The 25,836-nt window shown below is 66.5% G+C and carries 22 protein-coding genes and 1 pseudogene; 15 read left to right on the top strand and 8 right to left on the bottom strand.

The features are described from left to right. On the top strand, positions 1 to 1,209 hold a 1,209-nt coding region (locus sphst_RS04105), incomplete at its 5' end, for a glycosyl hydrolase (protein ID WP_159043495.1). After that, positions 1,200 to 2,654, top strand: a complete 1,455-nt coding sequence (locus tag sphst_RS04100) for a hypothetical protein (protein ID WP_051916374.1) — start codon at positions 1,200 to 1,202, stop codon at positions 2,652 to 2,654. The genes sphst_RS04105 and sphst_RS04100, both read left to right, overlap by 10 nt. Positions 2,655 to 2,662: 8 nt before the next feature. Here sphst_RS04100 and sphst_RS04095 read toward each other — a convergent pair whose 3' ends face one another. Beyond that, a complete protein-coding gene (locus sphst_RS04095) occupies positions 2,663 to 3,715 on the bottom strand; it encodes an acyltransferase family protein (RefSeq protein ID WP_159043494.1) in 1,053 nt (350 codons plus the stop codon). A 205-nt stretch (positions 3,716 to 3,920) separates the two neighbouring features. Here sphst_RS04095 and sphst_RS04090 point away from each other — a divergent pair, with 205 nt between their 5' ends. Beyond that, complete coding sequence (locus tag sphst_RS04090; RefSeq protein WP_234387322.1) at positions 3,921 to 4,859, top strand: glycosyltransferase family 32 protein; 939 nt, start codon at positions 3,921 to 3,923, stop codon at positions 4,857 to 4,859. A 48-nt stretch (positions 4,860 to 4,907) separates the two neighbouring features. On the opposite strand, the gene sphst_RS04085 is transcribed toward sphst_RS04090, so the two are convergent. From sphst_RS04085 to sphst_RS04070, 4 genes are read right to left on the bottom strand one after another with little or no spacing between them, the layout of a single operon-like run. Continuing rightward, positions 4,908 to 6,404, bottom strand: a complete 1,497-nt coding sequence (locus tag sphst_RS04085; RefSeq protein WP_056406565.1) for a lipopolysaccharide biosynthesis protein — start codon at positions 6,402 to 6,404, stop codon at positions 4,908 to 4,910. Next, positions 6,401 to 7,555: an acyltransferase family protein gene (locus tag sphst_RS04080; RefSeq protein WP_159043493.1), complete on the bottom strand. Its 1,155-nt coding sequence runs from the start codon at positions 7,553 to 7,555 to the stop codon at positions 6,401 to 6,403. The genes sphst_RS04085 and sphst_RS04080 overlap by 4 nt, the downstream gene beginning before the upstream one ends. Further along, on the bottom strand, positions 7,548 to 8,642 hold the full coding sequence (locus tag sphst_RS04075) for a glycosyltransferase family 4 protein (protein ID WP_107045204.1): 1,095 nt from the start codon (positions 8,640 to 8,642) through the stop codon (positions 7,548 to 7,550). Before sphst_RS04075 ends, sphst_RS04080 begins: the two co-directional genes overlap by 8 nt. Then, entirely contained in the window at positions 8,639 to 9,511 is an 873-nt protein-coding gene (locus sphst_RS04070; protein WP_031394005.1) for a glycosyltransferase family 2 protein, read from the bottom strand. The genes sphst_RS04075 and sphst_RS04070 overlap by 4 nt, the downstream gene beginning before the upstream one ends. Positions 9,512 to 9,714: 203 nt before the next feature. Here sphst_RS04070 and sphst_RS04065 point away from each other — a divergent pair, with 203 nt between their 5' ends. Further along, on the top strand, positions 9,715 to 10,848 hold the full coding sequence (locus sphst_RS04065; RefSeq protein ID WP_051916354.1) for a glycosyltransferase family 4 protein: 1,134 nt from the start codon (positions 9,715 to 9,717) through the stop codon (positions 10,846 to 10,848). Here sphst_RS04065 and sphst_RS04060 read toward each other — a convergent pair. Continuing rightward, on the bottom strand, positions 10,842 to 11,438 hold the full coding sequence (locus sphst_RS04060) for a sugar transferase (RefSeq protein ID WP_042466930.1): 597 nt from the start codon (positions 11,436 to 11,438) through the stop codon (positions 10,842 to 10,844). The two genes, sphst_RS04065 and sphst_RS04060, sit on opposite strands and share 7 nt — an antisense overlap. 508 nt (positions 11,439 to 11,946) lie before the next feature. Further along, a complete protein-coding gene (locus tag sphst_RS04055) occupies positions 11,947 to 12,954 on the bottom strand; it encodes a LacI family DNA-binding transcriptional regulator (protein ID WP_031394008.1) in 1,008 nt (335 codons plus the stop codon). Here sphst_RS04055 and sphst_RS04050 point away from each other — a divergent pair. The 9 genes and pseudogenes from sphst_RS04050 to sphst_RS04010 form a co-directional block, all read left to right on the top strand. Then, a pseudogene (locus sphst_RS04050) lies at positions 12,941 to 14,098 on the top strand (MFS transporter); the annotation flags it as partial. The gene sphst_RS04055 and the pseudogene sphst_RS04050 sit on opposite strands and share 14 nt — an antisense overlap. A 240-nt stretch (positions 14,099 to 14,338) precedes the next feature. Next, positions 14,339 to 15,403: a sugar phosphate isomerase/epimerase family protein gene (locus tag sphst_RS04045; protein ID WP_031394011.1), complete on the top strand. Its 1,065-nt coding sequence runs from the start codon at positions 14,339 to 14,341 to the stop codon at positions 15,401 to 15,403. Beyond that, positions 15,400 to 16,542: a Gfo/Idh/MocA family protein gene (locus sphst_RS04040; RefSeq protein WP_107045202.1), complete on the top strand. Its 1,143-nt coding sequence runs from the start codon at positions 15,400 to 15,402 to the stop codon at positions 16,540 to 16,542. The genes sphst_RS04045 and sphst_RS04040 overlap by 4 nt, the downstream gene beginning before the upstream one ends. Next, on the top strand, positions 16,539 to 16,928 hold the full coding sequence (locus sphst_RS04035; RefSeq protein ID WP_082446874.1) for a c-type cytochrome: 390 nt from the start codon (positions 16,539 to 16,541) through the stop codon (positions 16,926 to 16,928). Before sphst_RS04040 ends, sphst_RS04035 begins: the two co-directional genes overlap by 4 nt. Positions 16,929 to 16,941: 13 nt before the next feature. Then, the gene (locus tag sphst_RS04030; protein WP_107045201.1) at positions 16,942 to 17,853 is read left to right on the top strand and encodes a hydroxypyruvate isomerase family protein; all 912 of its coding nucleotides are present in this window, start codon (positions 16,942 to 16,944) and stop codon (positions 17,851 to 17,853) included. Between the two features lie 26 nt (positions 17,854 to 17,879). Then, positions 17,880 to 18,695: a 3-keto-disaccharide hydrolase gene (locus sphst_RS04025; RefSeq protein WP_442800375.1), complete on the top strand. Its 816-nt coding sequence runs from the start codon at positions 17,880 to 17,882 to the stop codon at positions 18,693 to 18,695. Further along, positions 18,692 to 19,267, top strand: a complete 576-nt coding sequence (locus sphst_RS04020; RefSeq protein WP_031394100.1) for a gluconate 2-dehydrogenase subunit 3 family protein — start codon at positions 18,692 to 18,694, stop codon at positions 19,265 to 19,267. Before sphst_RS04025 ends, sphst_RS04020 begins: the two co-directional genes overlap by 4 nt. Continuing rightward, on the top strand, positions 19,264 to 20,109 hold the full coding sequence (locus sphst_RS04015; protein ID WP_031394101.1) for a sugar phosphate isomerase/epimerase family protein: 846 nt from the start codon (positions 19,264 to 19,266) through the stop codon (positions 20,107 to 20,109). Before sphst_RS04020 ends, sphst_RS04015 begins: the two co-directional genes overlap by 4 nt. A gap of 21 nt (positions 20,110 to 20,130) precedes the next feature. Further along, positions 20,131 to 21,807 (top strand): GMC oxidoreductase, encoded by a 1,677-nt coding sequence (locus sphst_RS04010; protein WP_031394102.1) that lies wholly within the window; start codon positions 20,131 to 20,133, stop codon positions 21,805 to 21,807. A 57-nt stretch (positions 21,808 to 21,864) separates the two neighbouring features. Here the strand turns inward: sphst_RS04010 and sphst_RS04005 are convergent, their stop codons facing one another. After that, positions 21,865 to 22,950 carry a LacI family DNA-binding transcriptional regulator gene (locus sphst_RS04005; protein ID WP_031394103.1) on the bottom strand — a complete coding sequence of 362 codons (1,086 nt, stop codon included), beginning with the start codon at positions 22,948 to 22,950 and terminating at the stop codon, positions 21,865 to 21,867. Positions 22,951 to 23,227: 277 nt separating this feature from the next. Here sphst_RS04005 and sphst_RS04000 point away from each other — a divergent pair, with 277 nt between their 5' ends. Then, positions 23,228 to 24,382 carry a glycoside hydrolase family 43 protein gene (locus sphst_RS04000; protein ID WP_031394104.1) on the top strand — a complete coding sequence of 385 codons (1,155 nt, stop codon included), beginning with the start codon at positions 23,228 to 23,230 and terminating at the stop codon, positions 24,380 to 24,382. Continuing rightward, complete coding sequence (xylB, locus tag sphst_RS03995) at positions 24,382 to 25,827, top strand: xylulokinase (RefSeq protein WP_056406590.1); 1,446 nt, start codon at positions 24,382 to 24,384, stop codon at positions 25,825 to 25,827. The genes sphst_RS04000 and xylB overlap by 1 nt, the downstream gene beginning before the upstream one ends. Positions 25,828 to 25,836: the final 9 nt, after the last annotated feature.

The raw sequence follows: 25,836 nt of genomic DNA, 5'->3' as shown, positions 1-25,836 counted from the left end.
GTCGACCCCGCCGCCGCCTATGTCGCGCTGCTGACGGTCGTCCGCGACCGCATCAAGCCGCGCCACCCGTCCGTCGCGATCCTCGGCGGATCGACCAACATGATCGGCACCGGGTTTCTCGAAACGCTGTTCAAGGCCGGGATGCTCGGTGTCGCCGACGGCGTCGCGGTGCATCCCTATCGCCATCTGGCGGACAATATCGACTGGGAGATCGCGCATCTCGACGCGACGATGCGCCGCTACGGCACGCCGATCCCGATCTGGGCGACCGAATTCAGCGACAATTACCCGACACCCGATCTCGCCGCGCCCGAACTGGTCAAGTTCGTGACGCTGATGAGCGCGAGCGGGGTCCGGCGCGCCTATTGGTACGCGCTGATCGACCAGCGATTCTTTCGGAACATGGGTCTCTTCACACAGTCGCAGGCGGCCAAGCCCGCGGCGGAGGCCTTCACGCTGCTGACGACGCACATGCTGCCCGCCGGGCGCGCGCAGCGTATCGACACGGGCGATCGCGATGTCCGGCTCTATCGCTTCGGTGCGGATCGCTGGGTGGTCTGGGGTCCATCCGGGACGCTGCGGTTCGATGCGGCGCGCATCCTATCGGCGCGCAACCGGCCCCTGCCCGGCACCAGCGTCGCCATCGGTCCGGATCCGGTCGTCGTGATCGGCGCTGGACGCTTCGCCTTCACGCGCGGCACGGTGCTCGCCGACAGCCTCAGCGGCTATGGCAGCGCCCCCTGGTCCTATTGGGTCGAAGGCGCCGACGGACAGCGCCACGCGCTCGGCATCCTCGACGGGATGTGGACGAGCGCCTTTGGCAGCCGCTTCACGCGGCCCCTGGCGATCAGCGACACCGGCGGCGCGGTCGCGGGCGATGCGGCGCATGCCGCCCGCGCCGTGATCCGCTACACCGCCCCCGCGGCGATGACCGCGCGCGTCGCCGCCTGTATCGCGAAATCACCCGGTGGCGACGGTCTCGACGTCGCGCTTCTGGTCAGGGGCAAGCGGGTCGCAGGCGCGGTCGTCGTCGATCGCTGGACGGCCACCGAGCAGACCGTGACGCTGCGTACCGGCGAGACGGTCGATCTGTCGGTCGGCCCCAACCAGATCCCGGGACACGACGCCTTTACCTATCGGATCCGGCTCACCGAAGCGGGCAGCACGATCTCACCCGACGCCACCAAGGGACCTGCAGGATGCATCTGACGCTCATCGGCGCTGTTCAGCTCGTCATCGGCTTCCTCCTGCTCATGTTCGGTACCGTGCCGGGCATGCTCGCCTTCGTGCTCGTCTCCGCGCTGATGATGGGGTCGTCGGCGATCGATCTTCCCGCGATCGGCGCGTCGTCGATCCCGCCGATCGAGTTCGCCGCCGTGTTCCTCACGATTCGCGTGCTGCTGCCCGGATCGATCAACGTGCCCGCGCTGGCGGCCGCGTTGCGCGCCAACATCCTGATGATCATCTTCGTCGCCTATGGCATCGTCGGCGCGATCCTGTTGCCGCGGCTCTATGCCGGGCAGATCGACGTCGTGCCGATGCGCGTCCGCGCACTCAACCGCTACGAATCGATGGAACGCTTCACCTATGCGACCCAGCGCCTGCTCCCGACGTCGCAGAATCTGACCACCGCCATCTACCTTCTCGGGACGGTGATGGTCGCGATCTGTGCCTATGTGGCGCTCACGCACAAGGATGCATGGCGTCTGCTGGTCAAGACGGTCGCCGTCGTAGCCCTGATCCACGTCGTCATCGGCATCGCCAGCGTGGCGGTGCCGGGCAACGCGGTCCTGACCTTCTTTCGCAACGGCGCCTATGCGCAGATCGACAATAGCTATCGTGGTTTCGTCCGGATGAACGGCATCGCGCCCGAGGCGTCCGCCTATGGCGGATTCGGGTTCATGCTGTTCGTCTTCCTGTTCGAATGCTGGATCCGCGACGTGATGCCGCGTTTGACGGGACCGTGCGCGCTCGCGCTGGGGCTCGCGCTGGGCGCCAGCACGTCGAGCCTGGCCTATCTCGGCCTCGTCTCCTACGCCGTCCTCGTCTTTCTCCGGTCGGTCGTCTTTCCCAAGACGATGCGGGTGGATCGCCTGCTCGTGCTCGGCGCGACGACGATGCTCTTCCTCATGATGGTCGCCGCGGCCAGCGTCTGGTACCCGCGGCTCGTCGCCGAATTCGGCGATATGATCACCCATTTCACGCTCGAAAAATCCCAGTCGCAATCGAGCGAACAACGGCAATTCTGGTCGTTGATCGGTTACCGGGCGTTTCTTGAAAGCTATGGCCTCGGTATCGGCGCAGGCAGCTTCCGGTCGTCGTCGCTGATCACCGCGATCATGGGATCGATGGGCGTGATCGGGATCGTCTGCTTCGTGAGCTATCTGCTGCAGGTCTTCAAACCCCTGCGCCTGAGCACCTATGTCTCCCCCGCCGATCCTCGCGCCGCAGTCGGCGCCGCGGCGTCCTGGGTCTGCTTCGCCTCGATGGTGCCCGCCGCGGTCGGCAGTCCGACGCCCGACCCGAGCGTGCTCTTCACGGTATTTGCCGGCGCCGCGCTGGCGTTGCGCCCGGCGGTATCGCGCAAGCCGCAGCGGATTCAGGCCGGACCGCCGTCCGGCCAGGCGGCGATGCACGATACCGCGATGGCCTGACCCTGCGCCTAGCCTGCCGCCTTGGCAGGATGTGTCAGGCGGGTGCGGTGGAGCAACCACTTGCGCACAGGCTCGTCGAACGTCTTCACCGCGATCCATGCGAACACCGTGAATATGACCGACATCAGGATCGCCAGCAGCGTTGCTGCCAGACCCTGGATGTGCAGATGGCCGGCCAGCCCGCGGATATGCGGAGCGATACCGCCCTGCAGGATATAGACCGGATAGGAGAGTGCGCCCAGCGTGCGGCACAGCGGGACGGTGCGCGTGACCGTCGCATTGGCGCCGGCCGCGACCAGAAGCGGAAAGAGGAGGATCGCCGCAGCGACCTCATACACGCCGTTCCACGCACCCAGCCGGGGCATCGCCATAATCCCGCACAGCGTCGCGATTATCGCCCAGACGGGCGCGCGCAGTCGGTCGAGCAGGCCCGCCCGGCGCAGCCTGTACACCCCGACACCGGCAAAGAACGAGAACATCACGCGGGGGAGCCCCGCCCAGCCCTGTAGCCAGGAGGCGCCAACATCGAGCGTCCCGAGATGGAGGCCGGTCGCTGCCAGCGCGATGGCCGATACGCCGACGATGACCGCAAGCATCCGGTTATGCAGGAGCGGTGCGATCGCGCCATAGAGAAGATTGACGAGCAATTCCCACAGCAGCGACCAGCTCGGCGCATTGAGCGCATACATGCACTGGTCTTCGGACATCGCACCATAGGGGGTCGGGATCATCAGCACCCCGGTCACGAAGAGCAGCGCCAGCATCCCGCCATCGTAAAGACGGACAAACCCTGCCGCACCGATGACGGCGCCGAGAACGATCAACGGATACAGGCGAACCACGCGCACCCACATGAAGGCCTTCAACGACATCCCCGCCTTGATCCGCTCCTCATAGACGGACGCGATCACGAAACCGCTCAGGCCGAAGAAGAAGTCGACCGCCAGCGCGGCGTGCGGGGTGATCAGGATCGCATTATACGGCGTGACGTGCATGACAAGAACAGCGAAGGCGGCAACGCCCCGCAGGCCGTCCAGAACATCAAATCTGACCCTCTCCACATTCTTTCCGCATGTATTTTGGGTATGTTTCTTGCGGTGGACTTTATTTATTAGACACTAGTATGTTTTGCCTTTGATTCCATTACTTGGCTCAATATCCTGCATCACGGCTACAACTCGACTTTCTTCTAAGTTCAGACTTATGACCAATAATGAGGGATTTACGGCAATGGCGGAGCCTTTAAGTCTGCGAGTGAAACGCGTCGTGCACTCGCTGCGTGATGATTCCGCCTGGCGCATCGCGCGGTTTCTGCGCGACGACGCACGCGATCGCGCGGCCGTTACGCCTGTGGTGTCCGACGATCCCGTTGCGGGCAGCTATCGCAATGACGTGGTCACGCTCGACAACGCGGATCCGGACGACTTTCCCCCCGTGATCTTCCAGACGTGGAAAAGCAGGTCGGTGATTCCCGGCAATTACCGCCACTGGCGGCAGACCTTCGTCGACACCAACCCCGACTGTCGCGTGCTGCTTTGGGACGACGCCGACAACCGCGCCTTCATCGCCGATCGGTTCGCCTGGGCGCTGCCGGTCTACGACAGCTATCCGCAGGAGATCTTCCGCGCGGATGCCGTGCGGTTCTTCTTCCTGCTCGAATTCGGCGGTCTGTACGCCGACATGGATACCGAATGCCTGCGCCCGATCCGGCCCAGCGCGTCGACCGGCGCGGTCGTGCTGTGTCGCATGGGGGGCAATCCCGATTTCGCGCACGCCATCCCCAACGCGATCATGGCATCCCGGCCGTCACAGATCTTCTGGCTGTTCGCGATCCACTGCATGATCGAGGCGGCGGAGCGCATCCCGGATGCCGCCGCACGGATCGCCGCCGGGCCGGAGACGATGACCGGCCCGGTGCTGCTGAAACAGGCCTATGACGCGTTCGTCGCGCTCGACGAAGCCGCGGTCATGGCGCTGCTCGCCCCCCTCCTCGCCAAGCTTACCGAGCGACAGCGCACCCGGCTGCGCTATGCACGGCCGACGCTGCTCGACGGGCGGAACTGGTATCCGCTCGACTGGACCAATATGTTCCACAAGCGGCTGTGCAACCGGTTGCGCACCGACCGCCGCATCCTGCCGATCGAGGTCGGCCGCACCCTCTTTCCGGACGCCGCGGTCGTCACCTATTGGAGTCATTCCTGGTAACTGCGGCCTGCTGTGACCCGCCCCGCGCGAGGGGGCGGACCGCGGGGGTCAGGCGACCCCGCGCGTACGCCGTGACACGAGCCGGTGAAACCGGTCCGCGGCGACCGTCTCGATCCCTCGCGGGCGGCCGCTGGCCTGCCAGACCAGCATCAGCACGACGAGATACAGCATCATCCCCCCCGCCCCGGCACCGACGAGCCCGAGCCCGCGGTCGAACCCGGTCAGCGTCTGCAGCCAGGGGCGCAGCGCGAGCAACAGCGCGGCCATCACCGCGGATGCGGCAAAGGCCCGCCACGGCCGGACGAGCTGTACGCCGAGCGGCACGCCGATCAGGCTCCGGACATAGGCCGCGGACACGATGCCCATGACGAGGGACGATCCCGCCCGCGCGGCGATCGCGCCGGCGACGCCAAAATACAGCGCGCCGAGGATCGTCGCAGGCACCTTGATGCACAATTCGCACAGGCTCTGCCGGAAGAAGATCGCGGTCTGACCCAGCGCCATGGCGAGCGGCGCGAGTGCGGCGGCGAACAGCGTCGGGATCATCGCGAGCACCAGCCATTGCAGCAGCGGCGACGCCGGTTGCCATTTCGACCCGAGCGCAAAGGCGACGACCGGCTGCGCGAGGATGCTGATCGCGACGAGGACGGGAAGGACGGCGCTGACGATCGTGCTGGTCGTTCGCAGATAGGCCTCGCGCAGGCGTTCGGGATCGTGTCGCACCATCGAGAAGGCCGCCAGCAGCGGCCGGATCGTCGGCTTGAGCACCGCCTGGTCGGGCAGGCTGGCAAGGTCGCTGGCGAGCGAGAACGTCCCCAGTTGCGCGCGCGAGACGGTGAAGCCGAGCACCAGCCGGTCGATCTGCCAGTTGATCGCGGTCACGGCCTGCGCGGCGGTCGTCCATCCGAGCAGGTCGGCGAATTCGCGCCAGCGCCCGAGTCCGAAGCGCGGGCGGAAGGGGGCGAACCAGTAGGAGGCCAGCACCATGAAGGCGGGGGCGACGACCGTTCCCGCAGCGATCGCCCAGTAGCTGCGCGTCAGGATCGCGCATGCCGCGGCCGCGACAAAGGCGCAGCCGCGGCCGCCGACCTCGATGATCAGATCGCGGTGGAAACTGATATCCTTGGCATATTGCGCCATCTTCGGACTGACGAGGCCGCGCAGCGCGGGGGCGAGCGCGATGAAGCAGATCAGCGGGACGAGCCGCGGGTCGCCGTAGAAATAGCCAAAGGGTATCGCGAGCAAGGCCAGACCCACCGCGAGCACGGCACTGCGCATCACGCTGAGCGTGAACGCGGTCTCCAGCATCGGCCGGCTGATCGCCTCGGCGCGGACGAGCACCTGACCCACGGGCAGTTCGAAGACCGCCTCGACGATCCGGACCAGCGTCATCGCGATCGCGACGAGCCCGAAATCCTGCGGCACCAGATAGTTGGCAAGCAGCAGGAGGCTGGCGAAGTCGATCAGCCGGGCCAGGAACCGCGAGGCGATAAGCCACGCGGCACCTGCGGTGGTGCGTCCGGCAATGGGGGCCGCCTGCGTCATCTCAGAACGCCGTTCGCGACGCGTTGCGGCGCGCGGGTGCGCAACCACGCCGTCATGGCACCGCGCACCGGTTCGTCCCACCACCGCAGGATCAGCCAGCTTGCGATCAGCACGCCGGGCAGCGCCAGCCCGGTGCCGACCGCAAAGCTCCTGCTGCCGAGGATCGCCTGATAGGCCGCATTGATCCAGACGAAGATCGGATAATGCAGCGCATAGACGGGGAACGAGAGCGCCCCCAGCACCGCCGATGCCCGCGCCACCCGGCCGCGCAGCACGACATGCGCCCCGCTGAGCACCAGCAGCGGCGAGACGATCAGCGACCAGCTCCATCCGACCCAGAAGGACAGGCCCTGAGGCCAGTAGAAGAGCAGCGCGCTGAGCCCGAGCAGCGGCCAGAACAGGAACCGCCACCGCGCATTGCGGATCAGCGCGAACCGCGATTGCGCATGATAGAGCCCGACCCCGGCGTAAAAGGCCCCGAACACGCGGGGCAGGCCGGTCCAGAAGCTCGCGGCCTCGTCCCCGCCTATCCCGACCAGCGCCATCAGCGCATATCCCGCCACAACGATCGCCAGCGCGCTCCCCATCCCGTCGATCCGGCGCAGCGCCGCCCAGGCGATGTTGACGACGATTTCGAGAAACAGCGTATATTGCGGGCCGTTGAGCGGAAAGACCTGTGGCCCGCCGATCGCCCGGCTCGCGTCGAGCATCGGCAGGCACAGCAATCCGAACCCGGTCGCGCGCGCAAGTTCGGCGACGCTGATGGTGGAATCGTGCAGCAGGACAATGCGCGCGGCGAGATAGGCGGCGGAGATCAGCGTGCCGAGAATGACGAGCGGCATCAGCCGGACGAGCCGCAGGGCCGCGAACGTCCGCGTCGCCATCCCCTGATCGAGCGTCTCGCGATACGCTACCGACAGCACATAGCCACTGAGACAAAAGAAGAAATCGACCGCGAGCCCCGCATTCGCCGCCAGCCAGGGATGACCCTGCCAATGGCCGAGATGGAAGAGCAGGACCGAGATCGCCGCCAGCCCGCGCAGCCCGTCGAGCGCTGCATAATGCGGGCGCTGGCGTATCAGGCCACGATCGCTTCGGTCGGGCCCCGACCCCGCAGGCGCGCAGGCGCGCGTGGCGGTGCGGTCAGTCACGCGCGACACGCTCGATAACGTCCAGCAACTGCCGTCCCGCCGAGTCCCACCGGAACGTCGCGGCGCGGTCATAACCGGCGGCGCGCTTCGCCGACCGGACGACCGGGTCGGCCAGCGCGGCGATGGCCTGCCGCCACCCCGGCGGATCGTCGACATCGGCATAGAGGACCGCATCGCGGCACATTTCCGGAATTGCGCCCGCCGGCGCGACGATCGCCGGGCAACCGCACAGCATCGCCTCGAGCGGCGGGAGCCCGAAGCCTTCGGTGCGCGATGGAAAGACCTGCGCATATGCGTCCGTATAGAGCGCACGCAGCGTCGCATCGTCGCAGCGGCCGACGAACACCGCGTCTGTCGGCGGCGTCAGACCGGCCGCGCCGAGCGCTGCTCGATCCGCGCCGACCACCACCAGCTGCAACGGCGCCAGCGCGCCATCGGCAAAGGCCTCGAACACGACGTGGTTGTTCTTATAAGCCTTGGGGCTGCCGAACAGGAGCACATAGCGCCCCGCGGAGAGCCCCAGTCGCGCCAGCGCGTCGCGGTCGGACTCGCCGTCGAGAATATGGTCGACGCCGTTGTGGAGGACTTCGGTCATCCGCCGATCGACCACGCCGAGCAGGTCGAGCATCTGCCGCGAATAGGCCGAAACGGTCAGCACGGCCGTGCTGCTGCGCGCCATACGCGGCACGAGCAGCCGGTATCCGATGCGCTGACGCCACGGATAGGAGCTGTCGGGGAACAGGAACTGCGCGTCGTGGATCAGCAGGATCTTGCGGCAATGCCGGATCGGCGCGAGATTGGCGAGGTTGACCAGCACGCCGTCGGCCGCGCGCGCGGGCAGGACGAGCTGCTCCCATCGCTGCGTATCACCGTCCGCCTGCTCGACCAGTTCGATCGCGCGCAGAGCGGGCTGCCATTGCCGCCGCGCGGGTATCAGCAGGCGGGCCGGCGGGCGACGTTCGGGTGGCATCGCGGCGAGCAGCGCGTCGACTTCGCGAATGAGGCGATCGGACACGCGGTGCACCCCATTCATACCGCCCGCATAGAATTTGCCGTTGAAATAGATCGGCGTCGCGGTGCTGCTCACATCCGCTCGATCTTGCGGGGATCGAGCTTGCCGCGGGTCAGGTCAGCAAAGGCCAGGACATTGCCCCACAAGCGCCCGCGCCGATCGACATGCGCCTCGGGCCACAGGCTGCGCACCAGATTCGCGATGACGTTCGCGGTCATCAGCCGTTCGCCCAGCCGCGGCTGCATCGTACCCTTCCGCTTCAGATAGACGATGTTCGCGATCTGCGAATAGCCGAGCTTCTTGCCCGGCGTGCGGCCGGACTTCACGCCCATGTGTACGCCGGTGATCGACGCCGACGAAACCAGTCGGCCGCGTCGTCCGATCTGCGTCGTGAAATCGATATCCTCCTGCCAGCCATAAAGCGGCAGCGCCTCGTCGAAACGCAGTCCGGTCGCGGCACTCAGGCGGATCGCCATGTTGCAGCCATAGAGCGCCTGACGGTCGCGCAACACGGGATCAGCGCGGAGGTCGGGGCTGGCGGCACGCGCCGCGACGATCGCCAGCGCGGCCTCGACGCTCAGCCCGCTCGAATTGATGCCGTCGGCGAGCAGGTCGCCGGTGATCCCGACAATCGCAGGATCGCTTTCGAACACGCGCTCGACCATTTCGAGATAGTCGGGCGCGGGGACGAAATCGTCATCGAAGAAGGTGACGAACGCCGCCGCGTCGCCGATCATGTCGAGCGCCGCGTTGCGCTGCCGGCACAGGCCACGTCCGGCGAACACGATCTCGGGCTGCACCGGGCTTTCCGCGACACCCTCAACGTCCTGCGGCGAGACCGACACGACGATCACCCGATCGGGCCGTCGCGTCTGTCGTTCCAGCAGATCGATCGTTCGACGCGTCAGTGACGCCCGACCGACCGTGGCCACGACGACATACATCAAAGCCACTATTCGCCCCCAAGCAATATCCAGCATAGCTGCTTGACGACTTGTCTTGTAACGTACCTTCTATTCATAGCAAGCATGTCGCTTACTATTACTGCTTGGAAAATCTTTTGTACAATTTGATAAAATAGAAATACTTTATTTTCATAATGATGATGTTAGTCGCGGACGACATGTCTTTTGGTTCGGGGATAATAATGACGGACCAGCTGCGGGAATTGGTCATCAACGGGCGCTTCTTGATGCAGCCCACGACCGGCGTTCAACGCGTTGCACGCGAGATCACACGCGAGATCGATCACCTCGTTGCGAACGGCGACGTGCCGCTGCGCGTCCGCCTGGTGTGCGAAGCCGATGCCGATATCGGCGATCTCAACCTGCGCGCGATGCAGGTGGAACGGACGCGTCACGCGCATGGCCATGTCTGGGAACAGTTCGTGCTGCCCCGCCATGTGAAGGGCGGACGCCTGCTGTGCCTCGGCAATACCGCACCGATTGTGACGTTGCTCGGCCGCAAGCCGGTCGCGTTGATGATCCACGATCTGTCCTATCGGCTGTTTCCCGATGCCTATCGCCGTCATTACAAGCTCGGCCATGCGTTCATGCTGCCGTTCCTGTTGCGCCGCGCGGATCCGATCGTGACGGTCTCCGAAACAGAAAAGGCAATGTTCACCAGCTTGGTGCCGGGTGCACGCCACCGCCTGATCGTCGCGCAGAATGGTGGCTGGCGGGCCGGCTGCGATGCTCGCGCGGCCCCGCCGCCCGATATCGACGCGACCCGGGGCGATTATATCCTCTATGTCGGCTCGCTGTCGCATCGCAAGAACATCGCCGGGGTGCTGGCGGTCGGCATCGCGATGGCGCGCGAACGTGGCATCCCGCTCGTGCTGGTCGGATCGTCCGGCGCATTTCTGTCGCCGCTCCCCGTCAGCATTCCCGACGACGTCAAACATCTGATCCGCCTCGAGGGTCAGGTCGAGGATCTCGGCCGGCTCGGCGATCTGTACCGCAACGCGCGGTGCCTGTTATTCCCGTCCTTCTACGAAGCCTCCCCCCTCCCCCCGCTCGAGGCGATGCATTTCGCCTGCCCGGTGGTGGCATCCGACATCCCGTCGATGCGCGAGCGGTGCGGCGATGCAGCGGCCTATTGCGATCCCTATGATCACGACTCGATCCACCGTGCGGTGACCTCGGTGCTCGACGATCCCGATTATGCGCGGACGCTCGCGGGTAGCGGGCTGGCACAGGCGAGCCGATATTCCTGGCGCGAACAGGCGCGGATCATCCTTTCCGCGATCTTCGATCTCCAGACCGTGCAATCGGGTCAGTAGGACCCCTTGGCCATCAGGACCGCGGGCGCGGTCATCAGAATGATCCTGAGATAGAGCGACAGCGACTGCGACCGGCAATAGGCGACGTCGAAGGCGACCCGGCGCTGATAGGAGACATCGCTGCGGCCGCTGATCTGCCACAGCCCCGTAATCCCCGGACGCGACATGCAGTAATGCTCGAAATACCGACCGTAGCGCCGCTTTTCCGCCTCGACGATCGGCCTTGGCCCGACAATGCTCATCTCTCCGCGCAACACGTTGAACAGCTGGGGCAATTCATCCAGGCTGCTCTTGCGCAGGAAGCTGCCGACGCGAGTGACGCGCGGATCCTCCTTGAGCTTGTGGCTCAATTCCCATTCGAGCCGGGCCTGCGGGTCGGACGCCAGCAGATCGGCGAGCAGCGCCTCCGCGTTGACCGCCATCGAGCGGAACTTGAAGCACCGGAAATAGGCGCCGCCATAGCCGATGCGGCGCTGCGCAAACAGGATCGCCCCGGGGTCACTGACATAGACGGCCGCGGCGATGACGAGGAGCAGCGGCGCAAAGAAAAGCAGGGCAACGAGCGCGAGCAGAATGTCGAAAAGCCGCATGAGGCGTCGTTCGACAGAAATGGCTGGCGGTGCCGGGCTGCGCTCAGCGCCATATTGAAGAATTTCCCCGCGTGTCGCCACAAAACCCCCCACGGTGATAGCAAAGCGCATTTGTTCTTCTGCGATGCAACACAAACCTTCCCTCTATGTTGCATTCAATAAGGCAATGTAATTGTATAAATATCGCGCTTCTCGAGTCTTGATCTAATAATACAATCTTGTTTTCTGAATATGTACAATCATTCTATAGACTTCATCGGCAAACATAAGGCCGAACATATTGTAAGTATCTAATAGATGAGCCCCGCTGCCTTCATGAGAGTTTTGACGGGCCGCACCATTAAGCGCCTGCTGAAACTTCATATTTTCTGAGAATGGTCGAGGGACGGGCAGGCGCGGCGGTCCGCCGGGGCCCTGACACGGTCGACGACATCCGGCGCGCGCGCTTGGCGTGACGCGGCCTCAGGGACGATGCGGGCGGCCCGTCGGACGGTGCCGCGTGTCAACGTTAGCGGTAGTTGCGCGGCCCGGCTGTGCTGCCACGCACCACGAGCTTATGCGCGAGCGTCGTCTGCCGCCGCGGGCATTCGACGCCGCGCAGTATGTCGACGAGCAGCTCGACGGTGCGCCGGCCGATCATCCCCTTGGGTTGCGCGATGGTGGTCAGCGCGGGCTGGAAATAGCGTGCGAGCGGAAGATCGTCGAACCCCATGACCGACACGTCGCGCGGACAGCACAGTCCCGCCTCGCCGATCGCGCTCAGCGCGCCCAGCGCCATCTCGTCGCTGAAGCAGAAGATTGCCGTCACCCCGGCGGCGAGCAGCGCGTGCGTGGCCACGAACGCCGACCCCGCGGAATAATCGCCGATCTCGACGTGCAGCGCGTCGCGCAGGCCGTGCCGTTCGGCCGCCCGCAGCGCACCCGCCAGACGATCGCGGCTGATCGGACTGATCTCGGGGCCGGTGACCACGCCGATCGCCCGGTGGCCGAGATCGGCGAGATGCGCGATCGCCTCCGCGCTCGCCGCCGCATTGTCGATATGGACGCTGGGGACGCCGAGATCCGCGCTATATTCACAGCCATTGACGATCGGTGCGGCACCCCCCTCCCGCGCGAGCAGCGACGCCAGGCTGTCGGGCAGGCGGTGGCCGAGGAAGATCAGCCCGTCGACCTCGCGACGCGACAACATGTCGGCATATTGATCCTCGACCGCGGAATCATGCCGCGTGTCGCCGACGACGACCGAATAGCCCGCGTCGCGCGCCGCCTCCTCCGCGCCGCGGATGACGCTGGCGAAGAACGGGTTCGAGATGTCGGGGACCGTCAGCAGGATCTTGGCGGCGCGCAGCGTGCGCAGGCTGCGCGCAGCGACATTGGGGGCGTAGCCCGACGACCGGACGATCGCGAGCACGCGCAGCCGGGTCTTCTCGGACACCTGGTCCGGTCGGCTGAGCACGCGCGACACCGTTGCGGTGGAGACGCCAGCCATCGCGGCCACTTCGATGATCGTCGGCATCGCCGGGTCATGGATCCGGCCGCTGCCGCTGTCGACCGATAACCGATGTAATCCTTTACATCGATGCGGCGCCGACCTAGCCTTATGTCAGACAAGCAGCAAAACTGCGGTTGAGAGGTGGCGAATGGCGGTAGCGGACGATCTGGGAACGGCCCCCTTGCGCGGTGTCGACACCGCGACGGGCGGCATGCTCACCGCGCGCCTCAGTGCGCTGATGTTCATGCAGTTTTTCGTCTGGGGTGCGTGGAACGTCACGCTCGGGCTGGCAATGCAGACCGTCGGGATCGGCAACCTGATCGGCAATGCCTTTTCGGTCGGTCCGATCGCCTCGATCGTCGGTTCGTTCCTGCTGGGCATGGCGGCGGCGCGCTATGTCAGCCCGAAGATGCTGATGGTCATCCTCCATCTCGTCGGCGGCGCGATCCTGTTCGTGCTGCCGTCATTCGTGACGCCCGAACGCGGCGCCAGCTTCGTCTGGCTGCTGCTCGGCTACATGATCCTTTACATGCCGACCGTGGGCCTCGCGAACACGATCGCGCTCAAGAGCTTTGGCGATCGGACCGACAATTTCCCGTTCGTGCGCGCGTTCGGAACGCTCGGCTGGATCACCGCGGGGCTGATCATCGGCTGGGCGGGCCTGTCCGCCAGCCCGCAGATCTTCCGGGTCGCGGCGATCGTCTCGATCGCGCTTGGGCTCTACAGCTTCACGCTGCCCAATGTCGCCTCCGACGCGCCGCGTGACGAAAGCGTGCTGCGCCAGGTCCTGTGTGTCGAGGCCTTCGGTCTGCTCCGGCAGCGGTCGTTCCTGATCTTCATGACCTGCGCGACGCTGATCTCGATCCCGCTCGCCATGTATTATGCCTATGCCTCACCCTATGTCGGCGCGACCGGCATCACCAATGTCGGCGGCACGCTCGCGATCGGGCAGATGTCCGAACTGGTCTTCATGTTCTCGATGCCGTGGCTCTACCGCCGGTTCGGCGTGAAGCCGCTGCTGCTGGTCGGGATGATCGCCTGGGCGGCGCGCTACGCGCTGTTCGCGATCGGCGACGGCGGATCGAGCCTCTGGGCGGTCTATCTCGGCGTCGCGCTGCACGGCGTCTGCTATGACTTCTTCTTCGTCGCGGGCGCGATCTACACCGGCACGATCGCGACGCCCAAGGGGGTGAACGCGCAGGCGCAGGGGATGCTGACGCTGTTTCACCTATGGCGTCGGCATGCTGCTCGGGTCGCAGATCGGCGCGATGCTCTATGCGCAGCTGCCCGCCGCGCCGACCATCGCCGACTGGCAGCAAATGTGGTGGTATCCCGCGATTGCCGCCGCCGTGATCGCGCTGCTGTTCCAGATCCTGTTTCGCGACGATACCCGACGGGAGATTGCAGCATGACCGGACTGCGCGGACCAGCCATCTTTCTCGCCCAGTTTCTCGGTTCCGAGCCGCCGTTCGACACGCTCGACGGACTCGCGCAATGGGCTGCGGGCCTTGGCTATGTCGGGGTGCAGATCCCCTGCACGTCGCAGCTGATCGACCTGTCGCTGGCTGCCGAGAGCAAGACCTATTGCGACGATCTTAGCGGCCGGCTCGCCGCGCACGGCATCGCGATCACCGAGCTGTCGACGCATCTCCAGGGCCAGCTCGTCGCGGTCCACCCCGCCTATGACGCGCTGTTCGACGGGTTCGCCCCGCCCGAGCTGCACGGCAAGCCCGCCGAGCGCCAGCAATGGGCGGTCGAACAGGTCAAGCTGGCCGCGCGTGCGAGCGCCAATCTCGGCCTGTCCGCGCATGCGACCTTTTCGGGCGCGCTTGCCTGGCCCTATGTCTATCCCTGGCCGCAACGCCCGGCCGGGCTGATCGAGGAGGCGTTCGCCGAGCTCGCGCGCCGCTGGACCCCGATCCTCGACGTGTTCGCGGAGGCCGGCGTCGACTGCGCGTTCGAGGTGCATCCGGGCGAGGACCTCCATGACGGCGCGTCCTGGGAACGCTTCCTTGCCGCGGTCGACAACCATCCACGCGCGCGCCTCCTGTTCGACCCGTCGCATTTCGTGCTGCAACAGCTCGACTCTCTCGACTTCATCGACCGTTATCACGACCGGATATCCTGCTTTCACGTCAAGGATGCCGAGTTCAACCCGACCGGCCGATCGGGCGTCTATGGCGGGTATGAAAGCTGGGTTGACCGCGCCGGCCGGTTCCGTTCGCTCGGCGACGGACAGGTCGATTTCTCCGCAATCTTCAGCAAGATGGCGCAATATGGCTTTGCCGGCTGGGCGGTGCTCGAATGGGAGTGCGCGCTCAAGCGGGCCGAGGACGGCGCGCGCGAGGGCGCACCGTTCATCCGTGATCACATCATCCGCCTGACCGAGCGCCCGTTCGACGATTTCGCCGCCAGCGGGATCGATCGCGCATCGATCCGTGCGATCCTGGGACTGGCGGAGGACCGCGCATGACCCGGCTGCGGCTCGCGATGGTCGGCGGCGGCGAGGGCGCGTTCATCGGCGCGGTCCACCGGATGGCCGCCGCGCTCGACGGCGACTGGGACCTCGTCGCGGGTGCGTTCAGTACCGATGCCGGCCGCAACACGCGTACCGGCACACAGCTCGGGCTCGCCCCGGCACGCGTCTATGCGTCGTTCGAGGCGATGATCGCCGGCGAACGCGCGCTGCCCGCGGACATCCGCGCGCAGGCGATCGCGGTCGTCACGCCCAACCATCTCCACGCGCCGATGGCGATCGCCGCGCTCGACGCGGGCTTCGACGTGCTGTGCGAAAAGCCGATGGCGATGAGCGTCGCCGAATCGGAGGCGATCGCCGCCGCCGCCAAGACCAGCGGCCGGCATTTCGCGCTCGCCTTCACCTATAGCGGCTATCCGATGATCGAGGAGGCGCGCGCCCGCGTCGCACGCGGCGATCTCGGCGCGATCCGCCTCGTCCAGGTCGAATATCTGCAGGGCTGGCTCAGCCTGCCGATCGATGGCGACGGCAACCGCCAGGCCGAATGGCGGACCGACCCGGCCCGCGCCGGGCTGGGCGGCTGTCTCGGCGATATCGGCACGCACGCCTTTCACCTCGCCGAACATGTCTGCGCGCTGCGGGTCGAGGCGGTCTCGGCGGATCTGACGACGCACGTGCCAGGCCGCCGGCTCGACGACGATGTCAGCGCGATGCTGCGGTTCGAGGGCGGTGCGCGCGGCATGCTGAAGGCGAGCCAGGTCGCGGCCGGCGAGGAAAATGCGCTCACGCTGCGAGTCTATGGCGAGCGAGGCGGGCTCGAATGGGCGCAGATGGAGCCGAACACGCTCGTCATGCGCTGGCTCGACCACCCCGCCGAGATCGTCCGCACCGGCGGCCCCGCGTTGCAGCCCGGTGTCGCCGCGCTGACGCGGACCCCGTCGGGCCATCCCGAAGGCTATATCGAGGCGTTCGCCAATCTGTACCGCGCCTTTGCGGCAACCGTCCGCGGCGAGGGCGGACGCTGGTTCCCCGGCGTCGTCGACGGGCTTCGCACGATGCGGTTTATCGAGGCGGTGATCGCCAACGCGGCATCGGACCGCAAATGGTCGCCGCTCTATCCTGGAGAGACGGAATGAAATTCTTCATCGGGCTTGGCGCAGCCGGCATCGGCGCGGCGGCCCTCATGGCCGTCTGCGCGCCGACCAGCGCCCAGACGACGCCCGCCGCGGCGCCCCCGGCCTTTGCCGCCTGCCGGGCCTGCCATACGGTCGACAAGGGCGGGCGCAACGGTATCGGCCCCAATCTTCACGGCGTGGTCGGCCGTGCCGCCGCCGCGTCGCCGGGGTTCAATTATTCGCCTGCGCTGAAGGCGTCGAAGCTGCGCTGGGACGACGCGACGCTGAGCGAATATCTCGCGGCCCCGTCGAAGAAGGTGCCCGGATCGCGCATGCCGATCGCCACCCCGGATCCCGCGAAACGCGCCGCGATCATCGCCTATCTGAAGGCGGCGGGCGCGAAATGAGACGGATCCGGCGATGACGCTCTCCCGCCGCACGCTGATCGCGGCCGGCGCCGCGGCGTCGCTGCTCCCCGCGGGGATCGCCGCGCAGCGCCGCGGCACGAACGCCGCCCGCTTCTCGCTCGGCTATGCGCCGCATGAGGGCAGCTTTGCGAGCCGCGGCGGACTGATCGAGCAGATCGCCTTCGCTGCCGACCAGGGCTTCACCGCTTGGGAGGACAATGAGGCCGCGGCCCGCCCCGTCGCCGACCAGGAGCGGATGGCCAAGGCGCTGTCGCAGCGCGGCATGACGATGGGTGTCTTCGTCGCGAGCATGCCCAAATGGGCCAAGTCGCGGCCCTTGCTCGGCGCGAATGACGACGCCGAGCGCGAGGGGTTCCTTGCCGATATCCGCGCGTCGATCGCGGTCGCCAAGCGGCTGAACGCAAACCGGATGACCGTCGTCACCGGCTTCATGGACCCGAAACTGCCCGTCGAGATCCAGACGGCGCGCGTGATCGACGTCATGCGACGGGCCGGCGACATCGTCGCGCCGCACGGCATCGCGATGGTGATGGAGCCGCTCAACACGCGCACCAACCATCCCGGCGTCTATATGCAGACGATCGCGCAGGGCTATGCGGTCGCCCGCGGCGCGAACAGCCCCGCGGTCAAGATCCTTGCCGACCTCTACCATGAGCAGATCCAGTCGGGGAATCTGATCCCCACGCTGGACAGCTGCTGGAACGAGATCGGCTATCTCCAGTTCGGCGACAATCCGGGCCGCAACGAGCCGATGACGGGCGAGATCAACTATGCCGCGATCGTCCGCTGGCTGCGCGGCCGGCGCTATGCGGGGGTGATCGGCATGGAACACGGCAATTCGGTGGCGGGACGCGCAGGCGAGGATCGCCTGGTCGCCGCCTATCGCGCGATCGACGCGGCATGAGGGGGAAGAGCATGACGAACTATGTGATGGCGGGGGTCGTCGCGGCGATGGCGCTTACGACAACGGGGTCCGTTGCCGCGCAGGACAAGCCGGGCTTCAAGGACACGCCGATGCTGCCCGGCGGCCAATGGCGTGTCCACGACGCCGACCGCCCTGCGCCCGTCGCCGTCGCGCCGGCCGCCACCCCCGGCGGTCCGCCCGCCGACGCGATCGTGCTGTTCGACGGCCGTTCGCTCGACGCGTGGAAGCCCGATCGCATCGCCTGGCCGATCGAGAACGGTGCGCTGATAATCCCGTCGCGCGCAAAAAGCGGCGGCGAGAACAATCTCGTCTCGAAACAAAGCTTCGGCGACGTGCAGATGCATCTCGAATTCCGCTCGCCCAATCCGCCGACCAAGAGTTCGCAGGACCGCGGCAATAGCGGCATCTGGTTCATGCAGCGCTACGAGTTGCAGATCCTCGACGGCTATCGGAACCCGACCTATGCCGATGGCACGGTGGGCGGGGTCTATGGCTGGAAGCCGCCGCTGGTGAACCCGGCGCGCAAACCGGGCGAATGGCAGACCTACGACATCATGTTCGAGCGGCCGCGCTTTGCCGCCGACGGCAGTCTGGTTCGGCCGGCTTACGTGACCGCTTTGCTCAACGGCGTGCTCGTCCAGAACCATCAGGCGATGCTCGGCACGACCAACTGGCGCCATGTCGCACGCTATACCGCGCATCCCGATGCAGCACCGATCCAGCTGCAGGACCATGATTCCCCCGTGGCGTTCCGCAACATCTGGATCCGCCCGCTGACCGATGCGGCAATCGCGCAGGACCTTGGAAAGGACGGTAAATGATCGATCGCAGAACCGCGCTGGCCGGTGTCGCCGGCATGTTCGGCGCAGCGCTCTATGCCCCGATCGCGCGCGCGGCCGGGCTCGTACAGCAGCCGGCGGCCGGTATCCCGCCGATCAGCGAAGGGCCACCGAGCGCGCCGGTCTTCACGCCTGCACAACGTGCACTGATGACCCCGCTCAGCGAGCGCGTCCTGCCGACCACCGATACCCCCGGCGCGATCGCGGCGGACGTCCCGGCCTTTATCGAAAAGCTGCTGGCCGACTGGGCCCGGCCCGAGGACCGCGTGCCGATCATCGCCGGGCTCGACTCGATCGAGGCGCGCTGTCTGCAGGACTATAAGGTCGCCGGCGCCCGGGCGACCGCGGCACAGCACGACGCGCTGCTCACCCTGGCGATGAACGACGGCCTGCCGTCGGGCGGCGCGTTCTTCACCGCATTCCGGCAGCTCGTCATCACCGGTTACTACACGTCCGAAATCGGCATCACGCAGGAACGCGAATATCTGCCGGTCCCCGGCGAATATAACGGTGCCTTCCCCTATTCTCAGGTCAACAAGGTGTATTCCTCATGATCCTCAGCCGTAGAACCCTGCTTACGGGCACCGGTGCGGTGGCGGCGCTCGCGCTGGTCGATCGCTCGATCTCCCCCGCCTCCGCCGCACAGCTCAAGGCGATCGGCCTGCAGCTTTATACCGTGCGCGAGCTGTTCGCGAAGGACCCCGTCGCCACGCTCGAGGCGGTTGCGCGGATCGGCTACCGCGAGGTCGAATTCGGCGGTGGCGGGTACGAGACGATGGATCATGCGCTGCTGCGCAAGACCATGGACCGGCTCGGCCTGACCGCACCCTCGGTGCATATCGGCTATGACGCGCTGCTTCAGCGGTTCGAACCGTCGGTGGCGATGGCGAGGACGCTCGGCGCGAAGACGGTCGTGCTGCCGTACATGACTGACGAGCATCGCAACGAACAGGGCTGGAACGCCGCGCTGCCCAATTTCAACCGCTTCGCGACGCAGCTGAAGTCGGCGGGGTTCGGCTTTGCCTATCACAACCATGATTTCGAATTCACGGTCCGGCCGGGCGGGGTCAGCCTGTACGACCGCCTGCTCAAGGAAACCGATCCCGCGCTCGTCAAGCTCGAGCTCGATATCTACTGGGCGGCGCATGCGGGCGAGGATCCCGCGGCGCTGATCGACCGGCTATCCACCCGCCTCTACGCCTATCACGTCAAGGACATGCGCCCCGATCGCAGCATGACCGCAGTCGGCCAGGGCACGCTCGACTTCGCGGCGCTGTTCAAGCGCAAGTCGGGTGCCGGCGTGCAGCATTTCTACGTCGAGAACGACCAGGCGCCCGCGCCCTATCTGCCCGACATCACCACCAGCTTCCGGACGCTGCGCGCACTGCGCTTCTGATCGAGACAGGAGACCAAGACCATGGCCGCAACCAACAGGTTCGACGCGATCGTCATAGGATCGGGCGTGAGCGGCGGGTTCGCTGCGAAGGAACTCACCGAAAAGGGCCTGCGCGTCCTGATGCTCGACCGCGGCGTGATGGTCGAGCACGGCGAAGGCTATGCCTATGACGGCAAGCCCGCCTACGAGGTGCCCGCGCGCAACATCATGCCCCCGGCGCTCGTCAAAAGCGATTATTTCATCGCCAAGCACGGCTATGTCGCACCCAGCAACCGCGCCTTCTACAATGACGACCGGCTGAACCCCTATGCCTATGACGAGGGCAGCAAATTCTACTGGATCCGGCCCGCGGCGGTCGGCGGCAAGTCGCTGATCTGGGGACGCTGGTGCTTCCGGTGGAGCGAGGACGATTTCGAGGCGAACAAGCGCGACGGGATCGATGGCGACTGGCCGATCCGCTATGGCGACGTCGCGCCCTGGTACAGCTATGTCGAAAAATATATCGGCGTGTCCGGCTCGCGCGAGAACCTGCCCTATCTGCCGGACAGCGAATTCCAGCCACCCATCCCGATGAACGTCGCGGAAAAGTGGGTGAAGCAGAATCTGGAAAGCCGCTTCCCCGGTCGCAAGCTGATCAACACGCGCCTGTCCAACATGACCGAGGACAAGCCCGAGCAGAACCGGACCAAATGCCAGTTCCGTAACCAGTGCAGCAATGGCTGCTCGTTCGGCGCCTATTTCTCGACCCAGGCGGTGACGCTGCCCGCGGCGCGCGCGACCGGCCGATTGACGCTGCAGTCGGACGCGGTCGTCACCAGCCTCGATTATGATCCCAAGGCCAAGCGCGTGACCGGCGTCCGCTACATCGATACCAAGACCGGCCAGGCGCAGTCGGTCCAGGCCGACCTCGTCTTCCTCTGCGCCTCGGCGATGGCATCGACGCAGATCCTGCTCAATTCACGTCCGGCGGGCAGCGATCGCAGCCATTTCGACACGAGCGGCACGCTCGGCCGCTATGTGATGGACCATATCTTCCGCGTCGGGGTCGACGGCGAGATCGGCGGGATGCAGGAGTTCATCGAATATGGCCGCCGCCCGGGGGGCGTCTATATCCCGCGCTTCCGCAACATCGGCGGCGACGACGGCGTCGGCTTCAAGCGCGGCTATGGCTATCAGGGCGGCGCCTATCGCACGCCTGCGGCACCCGTCGGGTTCGGCGCATCGATGAAGCACGGGATGCGCAACTATGCGCCGTGGCACTTCAGCATGGGCGCGTTCGGCGAATGCCTGCCTTATGCCGACAACCATGTGTCGCTGCATGCGTCGAAGGTCGACCGGTTCGGCGTGCCGCTGCTCCGGTTCGACGTGCGCTTCCACGACAACGAACTCAAGATGATGGCCGATGCCCGGGCGCAGGGCGAGGCGATGCTCCGCGGTGCCGGACTGACCAACGTCAAGAGTTCGGAACAGGAGCATGTTCCCGGCGACGCGATCCACGAGATGGGCGGCGCGCGGATGGGGCGCGATCCGCGCACCTCGGTGCTCGACGCATGGAGCCGCGCGCACGAGGCCACCAACCTCTACGTCACCGACGGCGCGCAGATGGCTTCGGCCTCCTGCGTCAATCCGTCGCTCACCTTCATGGCGCTGACTGCGCGCGCCGCCGATCACGCGGTGAAGCAGCGCACCCGCGCCTGATCGGCCCCTGCCCCTGATCTATGATATCGCTATCATTGATCAGGGGCAGGCGACGGATCAGTCGACGGAGACCTTGGGCCTGCGCCGCGGTGCCGAGTCGGACTGGCGCCGGATCAGCGTGAAATCGAACGTCTTGTGCCGGTCCTGCGGATCGATCGCCTGCGACCGGCGGATGGTCGAGGCGAGCATTTCGACCGCCGACCGCGCCATGTCCGCGATTGGCTGGTGGATCGTCGTCAATTCGGGCCAGATCGCGGTCGACAGCGTCGTGTCGTCGAACCCACACACCGTCAGGTCGCCCGGCACGTCGAGGCCGCGCCGATGCGCGACCGCGACCGTCGCAGCCGCCATGTCGTCGTTCGACGAGAAGATCGCCGATGGCTGCTCGGCGAGCCCCAGCAGCGTCTCGGCCGCATCGAGCCCCGATCGGTAGGTGAACAGCCCGTGCGCGATCAGCGAGTCGTCGCGTGCGATCCCGGCCTCGTCCAGTGCCGCCGCATAGCCTTCGAGTCGCCGCGCACTCGACGACAAATTGGGGTTGCCGGTGATGAAGCCGATCCGGCGATGGCCCAGCGCGATGATGTGCCGAGTCATCGTCAGCGCCGCCTCGCGGTCGTCGATGCGGATCGCCAGCATGTCGGGCACGGGCAGCCCGCTCGCCAGCGACACGGTCGGGACCTGCGCCGCCGCCAGCAGGTCGAGCACCGCATCCGCCTCGCACAGCGGCGGCGGCAGGATGATGCCGTCGATCCCGCCCTCGATCAGGTGACGCGTCACCGCGATCTCGTGCTCGCCCAGGTCGCATTTCTCGATGATGATCTGCACGTCGCTGCGCGCCGCCTGGTCGAGGCTGCCGAGCAGGAACTCGCTGAGAAAGCCCGCGCTCGGGTTGCTGTAGAGCAGGCCGATGCGGACCTGTCCCGCCCCGGCCAGGCTGCGCGCGGCCGGATTGGGCGCATAGTTCAGCGTCGCGATCGCGTGAGTCACCGCGTCGCGCGTCGCGGCGCGCACATTGCTCGTGCCGTTGATCACGCGCGACACGGTCATCGGCGAGACCCCGGCGAGTCGCGCGACGTCGCTGATGGTCGGCGCGCCGCCGGTGCGCCGCGACGTCTTGACGCGGCCGATCGAGGAAGTGTTCATGTACCAACCGTTAGCGCACCCCCTTGACGCGGCAAAGCCCCACGCGATCCGATCCCGAGTCGGTCATCGTCGTCGGGCCTCGGTGGACGGCTCGCCCCGTTGCGAGACGCCTGCCGCTCTTTTCATGGGGTATTTTTCGTGCGCGACGATGCGGAACCCCCTTGCTCCGGCGCACGAGAGGGATATGATAGCGCTATCTCCCGCCCCGGCGGAGGACAGGTCTCGTAGAAGACCAGCTCTTAGGAAGGATCATAAGGTCATGCGCCTCCGTTTCCCCATGCCCGCCCGCCGTGCGCGCGCGGTCCCGTTGCTGGCCGTCTCCGCTCTGGTCATTCCCGTGCTGGCGGGTCTCGCACCCGCGCTGTTCACGGGCGGGACCGCGACGGCGCAGTCCGCCGCCAAACCGCAGGGCGAACCGCGCAGCCCCGAGGGCAAGCGCTATCTGTCGCAGCCGCTGGTCACCAGCATCTACACCGCTGACCCGTCCGCGCATGTCTTCAACGGCAAAATTTACGTCTATCCGAGCCACGACATCGACGTGACGACCGCCGACGACGATCTGGGCAACCAATATGCGATGCGCGATTACCGCGTGCTGTCGATGGACCGGATCGGCGGGCCGGTGAAGGTGAACCCCGTCGCGCTCGACGTGAAGGACGTGCCCTGGGCGTCGCAGCAGATGTGGGCGCCCGACGCCGCCTATAAGAACGGCACCTATTATCTGTATTTCCCGGTGCGCGACAAACAGCTCGACAAGAACGGGCTCGGCACCTTCCGCATCGGCGTCGCGACGTCGAAGAGCCCGGTCGGCCCGTTCAAGGCGGACCCCAAGCCGATCGCGGGCAGCTTCTCGATGGATCCCGCGGTGTTCACCGACGCGAACGGCGCCAGCTACATGTATTTCGGCGGCATCTGGGGCGGCCAGCTGCAGCGCTGGAAGGACGGCAAGTTCGATCCCAACGGCTCCGACACCGATCTCGGCCAGGACGACCAGCCCGCGCTGTCGGGCAAGATCGCGCGGTTGAACCCCGACATGAAGAGCTTTGCCGAAACGCCGCGCGACGTCCAGATCCTCGACGAGGCCGGCAAGCCCGTGCTCGGCGGCGATCATGAGCGGCGCTTCTTCGAGGCGTCCTGGGTCTTCCAGCGCGGTGGCAAATATTACTACACCTACTCGACCGGCGACACGCACTTCCTGAACTATGCGACCGGCGACAACCCGTACGGGCCGTTCACCTACAAGGGGCATATCCTGAAGCCGGTACAGGGCTGGACGAGCCACCATTCGATCATCGAGTGGAACAAGAAATGGTGGCTGTTCTATGCGGACACGCAGCTGAGCAACAAGAATCACTTGCGCAACGTCAAGGTGACCGAGCTGAAGTTCGCGCCCGACGGCTCGATCCCCACCATCGATCCGTTCGTCAACTAATGTTCCTCGGAATCGACATCGGCACCTCCGGCGTAAAAGCCGTGGTGCTCGACGAGGCCGGCAGCGTCGTCGGCCAGGGCGTCGCCGCGCTGAGCGTCCAGCGGCCGCATCCGCTCTGGTCCGAACAGGATCCCGATGCGTGGTGGCACGCGACCACCGCGGCGGTCCAGGCGATCGACCCGGCCGTCCGCCGCTCGGTCCGCGGCGTCGGGCTTGCCGGGCAGATGCACGGCGCGACCCTGCTCGACGCCGACGACCGCCCTTTACGCCCCGCGATCCTGTGGAACGACGGCCGCAGCTTTGCCGAGTGCGAAGCGATGGAGCGTGCGGTGCCCGACCTGCGCAAAATCGCGGGCAACATCGCGATGCCGGGCTTTACCGCGCCCAAGCTGCTCTGGGTGCGCGAGCATGAGCCCGAGATCTTCGCGAAGATCGCGACCGTGCTGCTGCCCAAGGACTATGTCCGCCTGCTGATGACCGGCGACAAGGCGTCCGACCTGTCGGACAGCGCAGGGACCCTCTGGCTCGACGTCGCCGCGCGGAGCTGGAGCGATGCGCTGCTGGCCGCGTGCGGACTGACGCAGGCGCAGATGCCACGGCTGTACGAAGGCTCCGAGATCACCGGCACGCTGACCGCCGAGGTCGCCGAACTCTGGGGCATGCCGCCGGTCCCCGTCGCGGCGGGGGGTGGCGACAATGCCGCGGGTGCGGTCGGCGTCGGCGTGGTCGCGGACGGCGATGCACTGCTGTCGCTCGGCACCTCGGGCGTGATCTTCGTCGCTACCAAGGACTTCCGCCCCAACGCCGATAGCGCGGTCCATGCCTTCTGCCACGCGCTGCCGGGCATGTGGCACCAGATGTCGGTCCATCTGTCGGCCGCGTCGTGCATCGACTGGGTGGCGAGGATCACCGGCGCGACCGGCCCGGCCGACTTGTTCGCACGGGCGGAAGCCGCCGGTCCCGCCAGCGGCCCCGAGATCTTCCTCCCCTATCTGTCGGGCGAGCGTACGCCGCACAATGATGCCGAGGTTCGCGGCGCGTTCCTCCGGCTCGACAACGACACCGATGCCGGCCGTCTGTCGCAGGCGGTGCTCGAGGGCGTCGCCTTCGCGCTCGCCGACGGGCTCGACGTGCTGCGTGCGGCGGGGACGACGGTCGAACGCCTCGCGGTCATCGGCGGCGGCGCGCGCTCGCGCTACTGGGGCGCGGTGCTCGCCGCGGCGATGGAGGTCGAACTCGTCTATCTCCAGGGCGGCGAGGTCGGCCCCGCGCTTGGTGCCGCACGGCTCGCGCAGCTCGGTGTCGATGGCGGCGATCCCGCGACCGTCTGCGTCGCACCGCCCGTGTCGCACCGCATCGCCCCCGACCCCGCACTCGTCGCCGCGCTCGCCGAGAAAAAGGCGGCGTTCCGCCAGGCCTATCCCCGTATCACCCCCAAGTCATAGGAATCCCCG

It is taken from the genome of Sphingomonas sp. STIS6.2 (genome assembly GCF_000732685.2).
GTDB lineage: Bacteria > Pseudomonadota > Alphaproteobacteria > Sphingomonadales > Sphingomonadaceae > Sphingomonas > Sphingomonas aerolata.
Note: the sequence above shows the minus strand (reverse complement) of the source record. Positions and strands in the feature narration are given on the sequence as shown.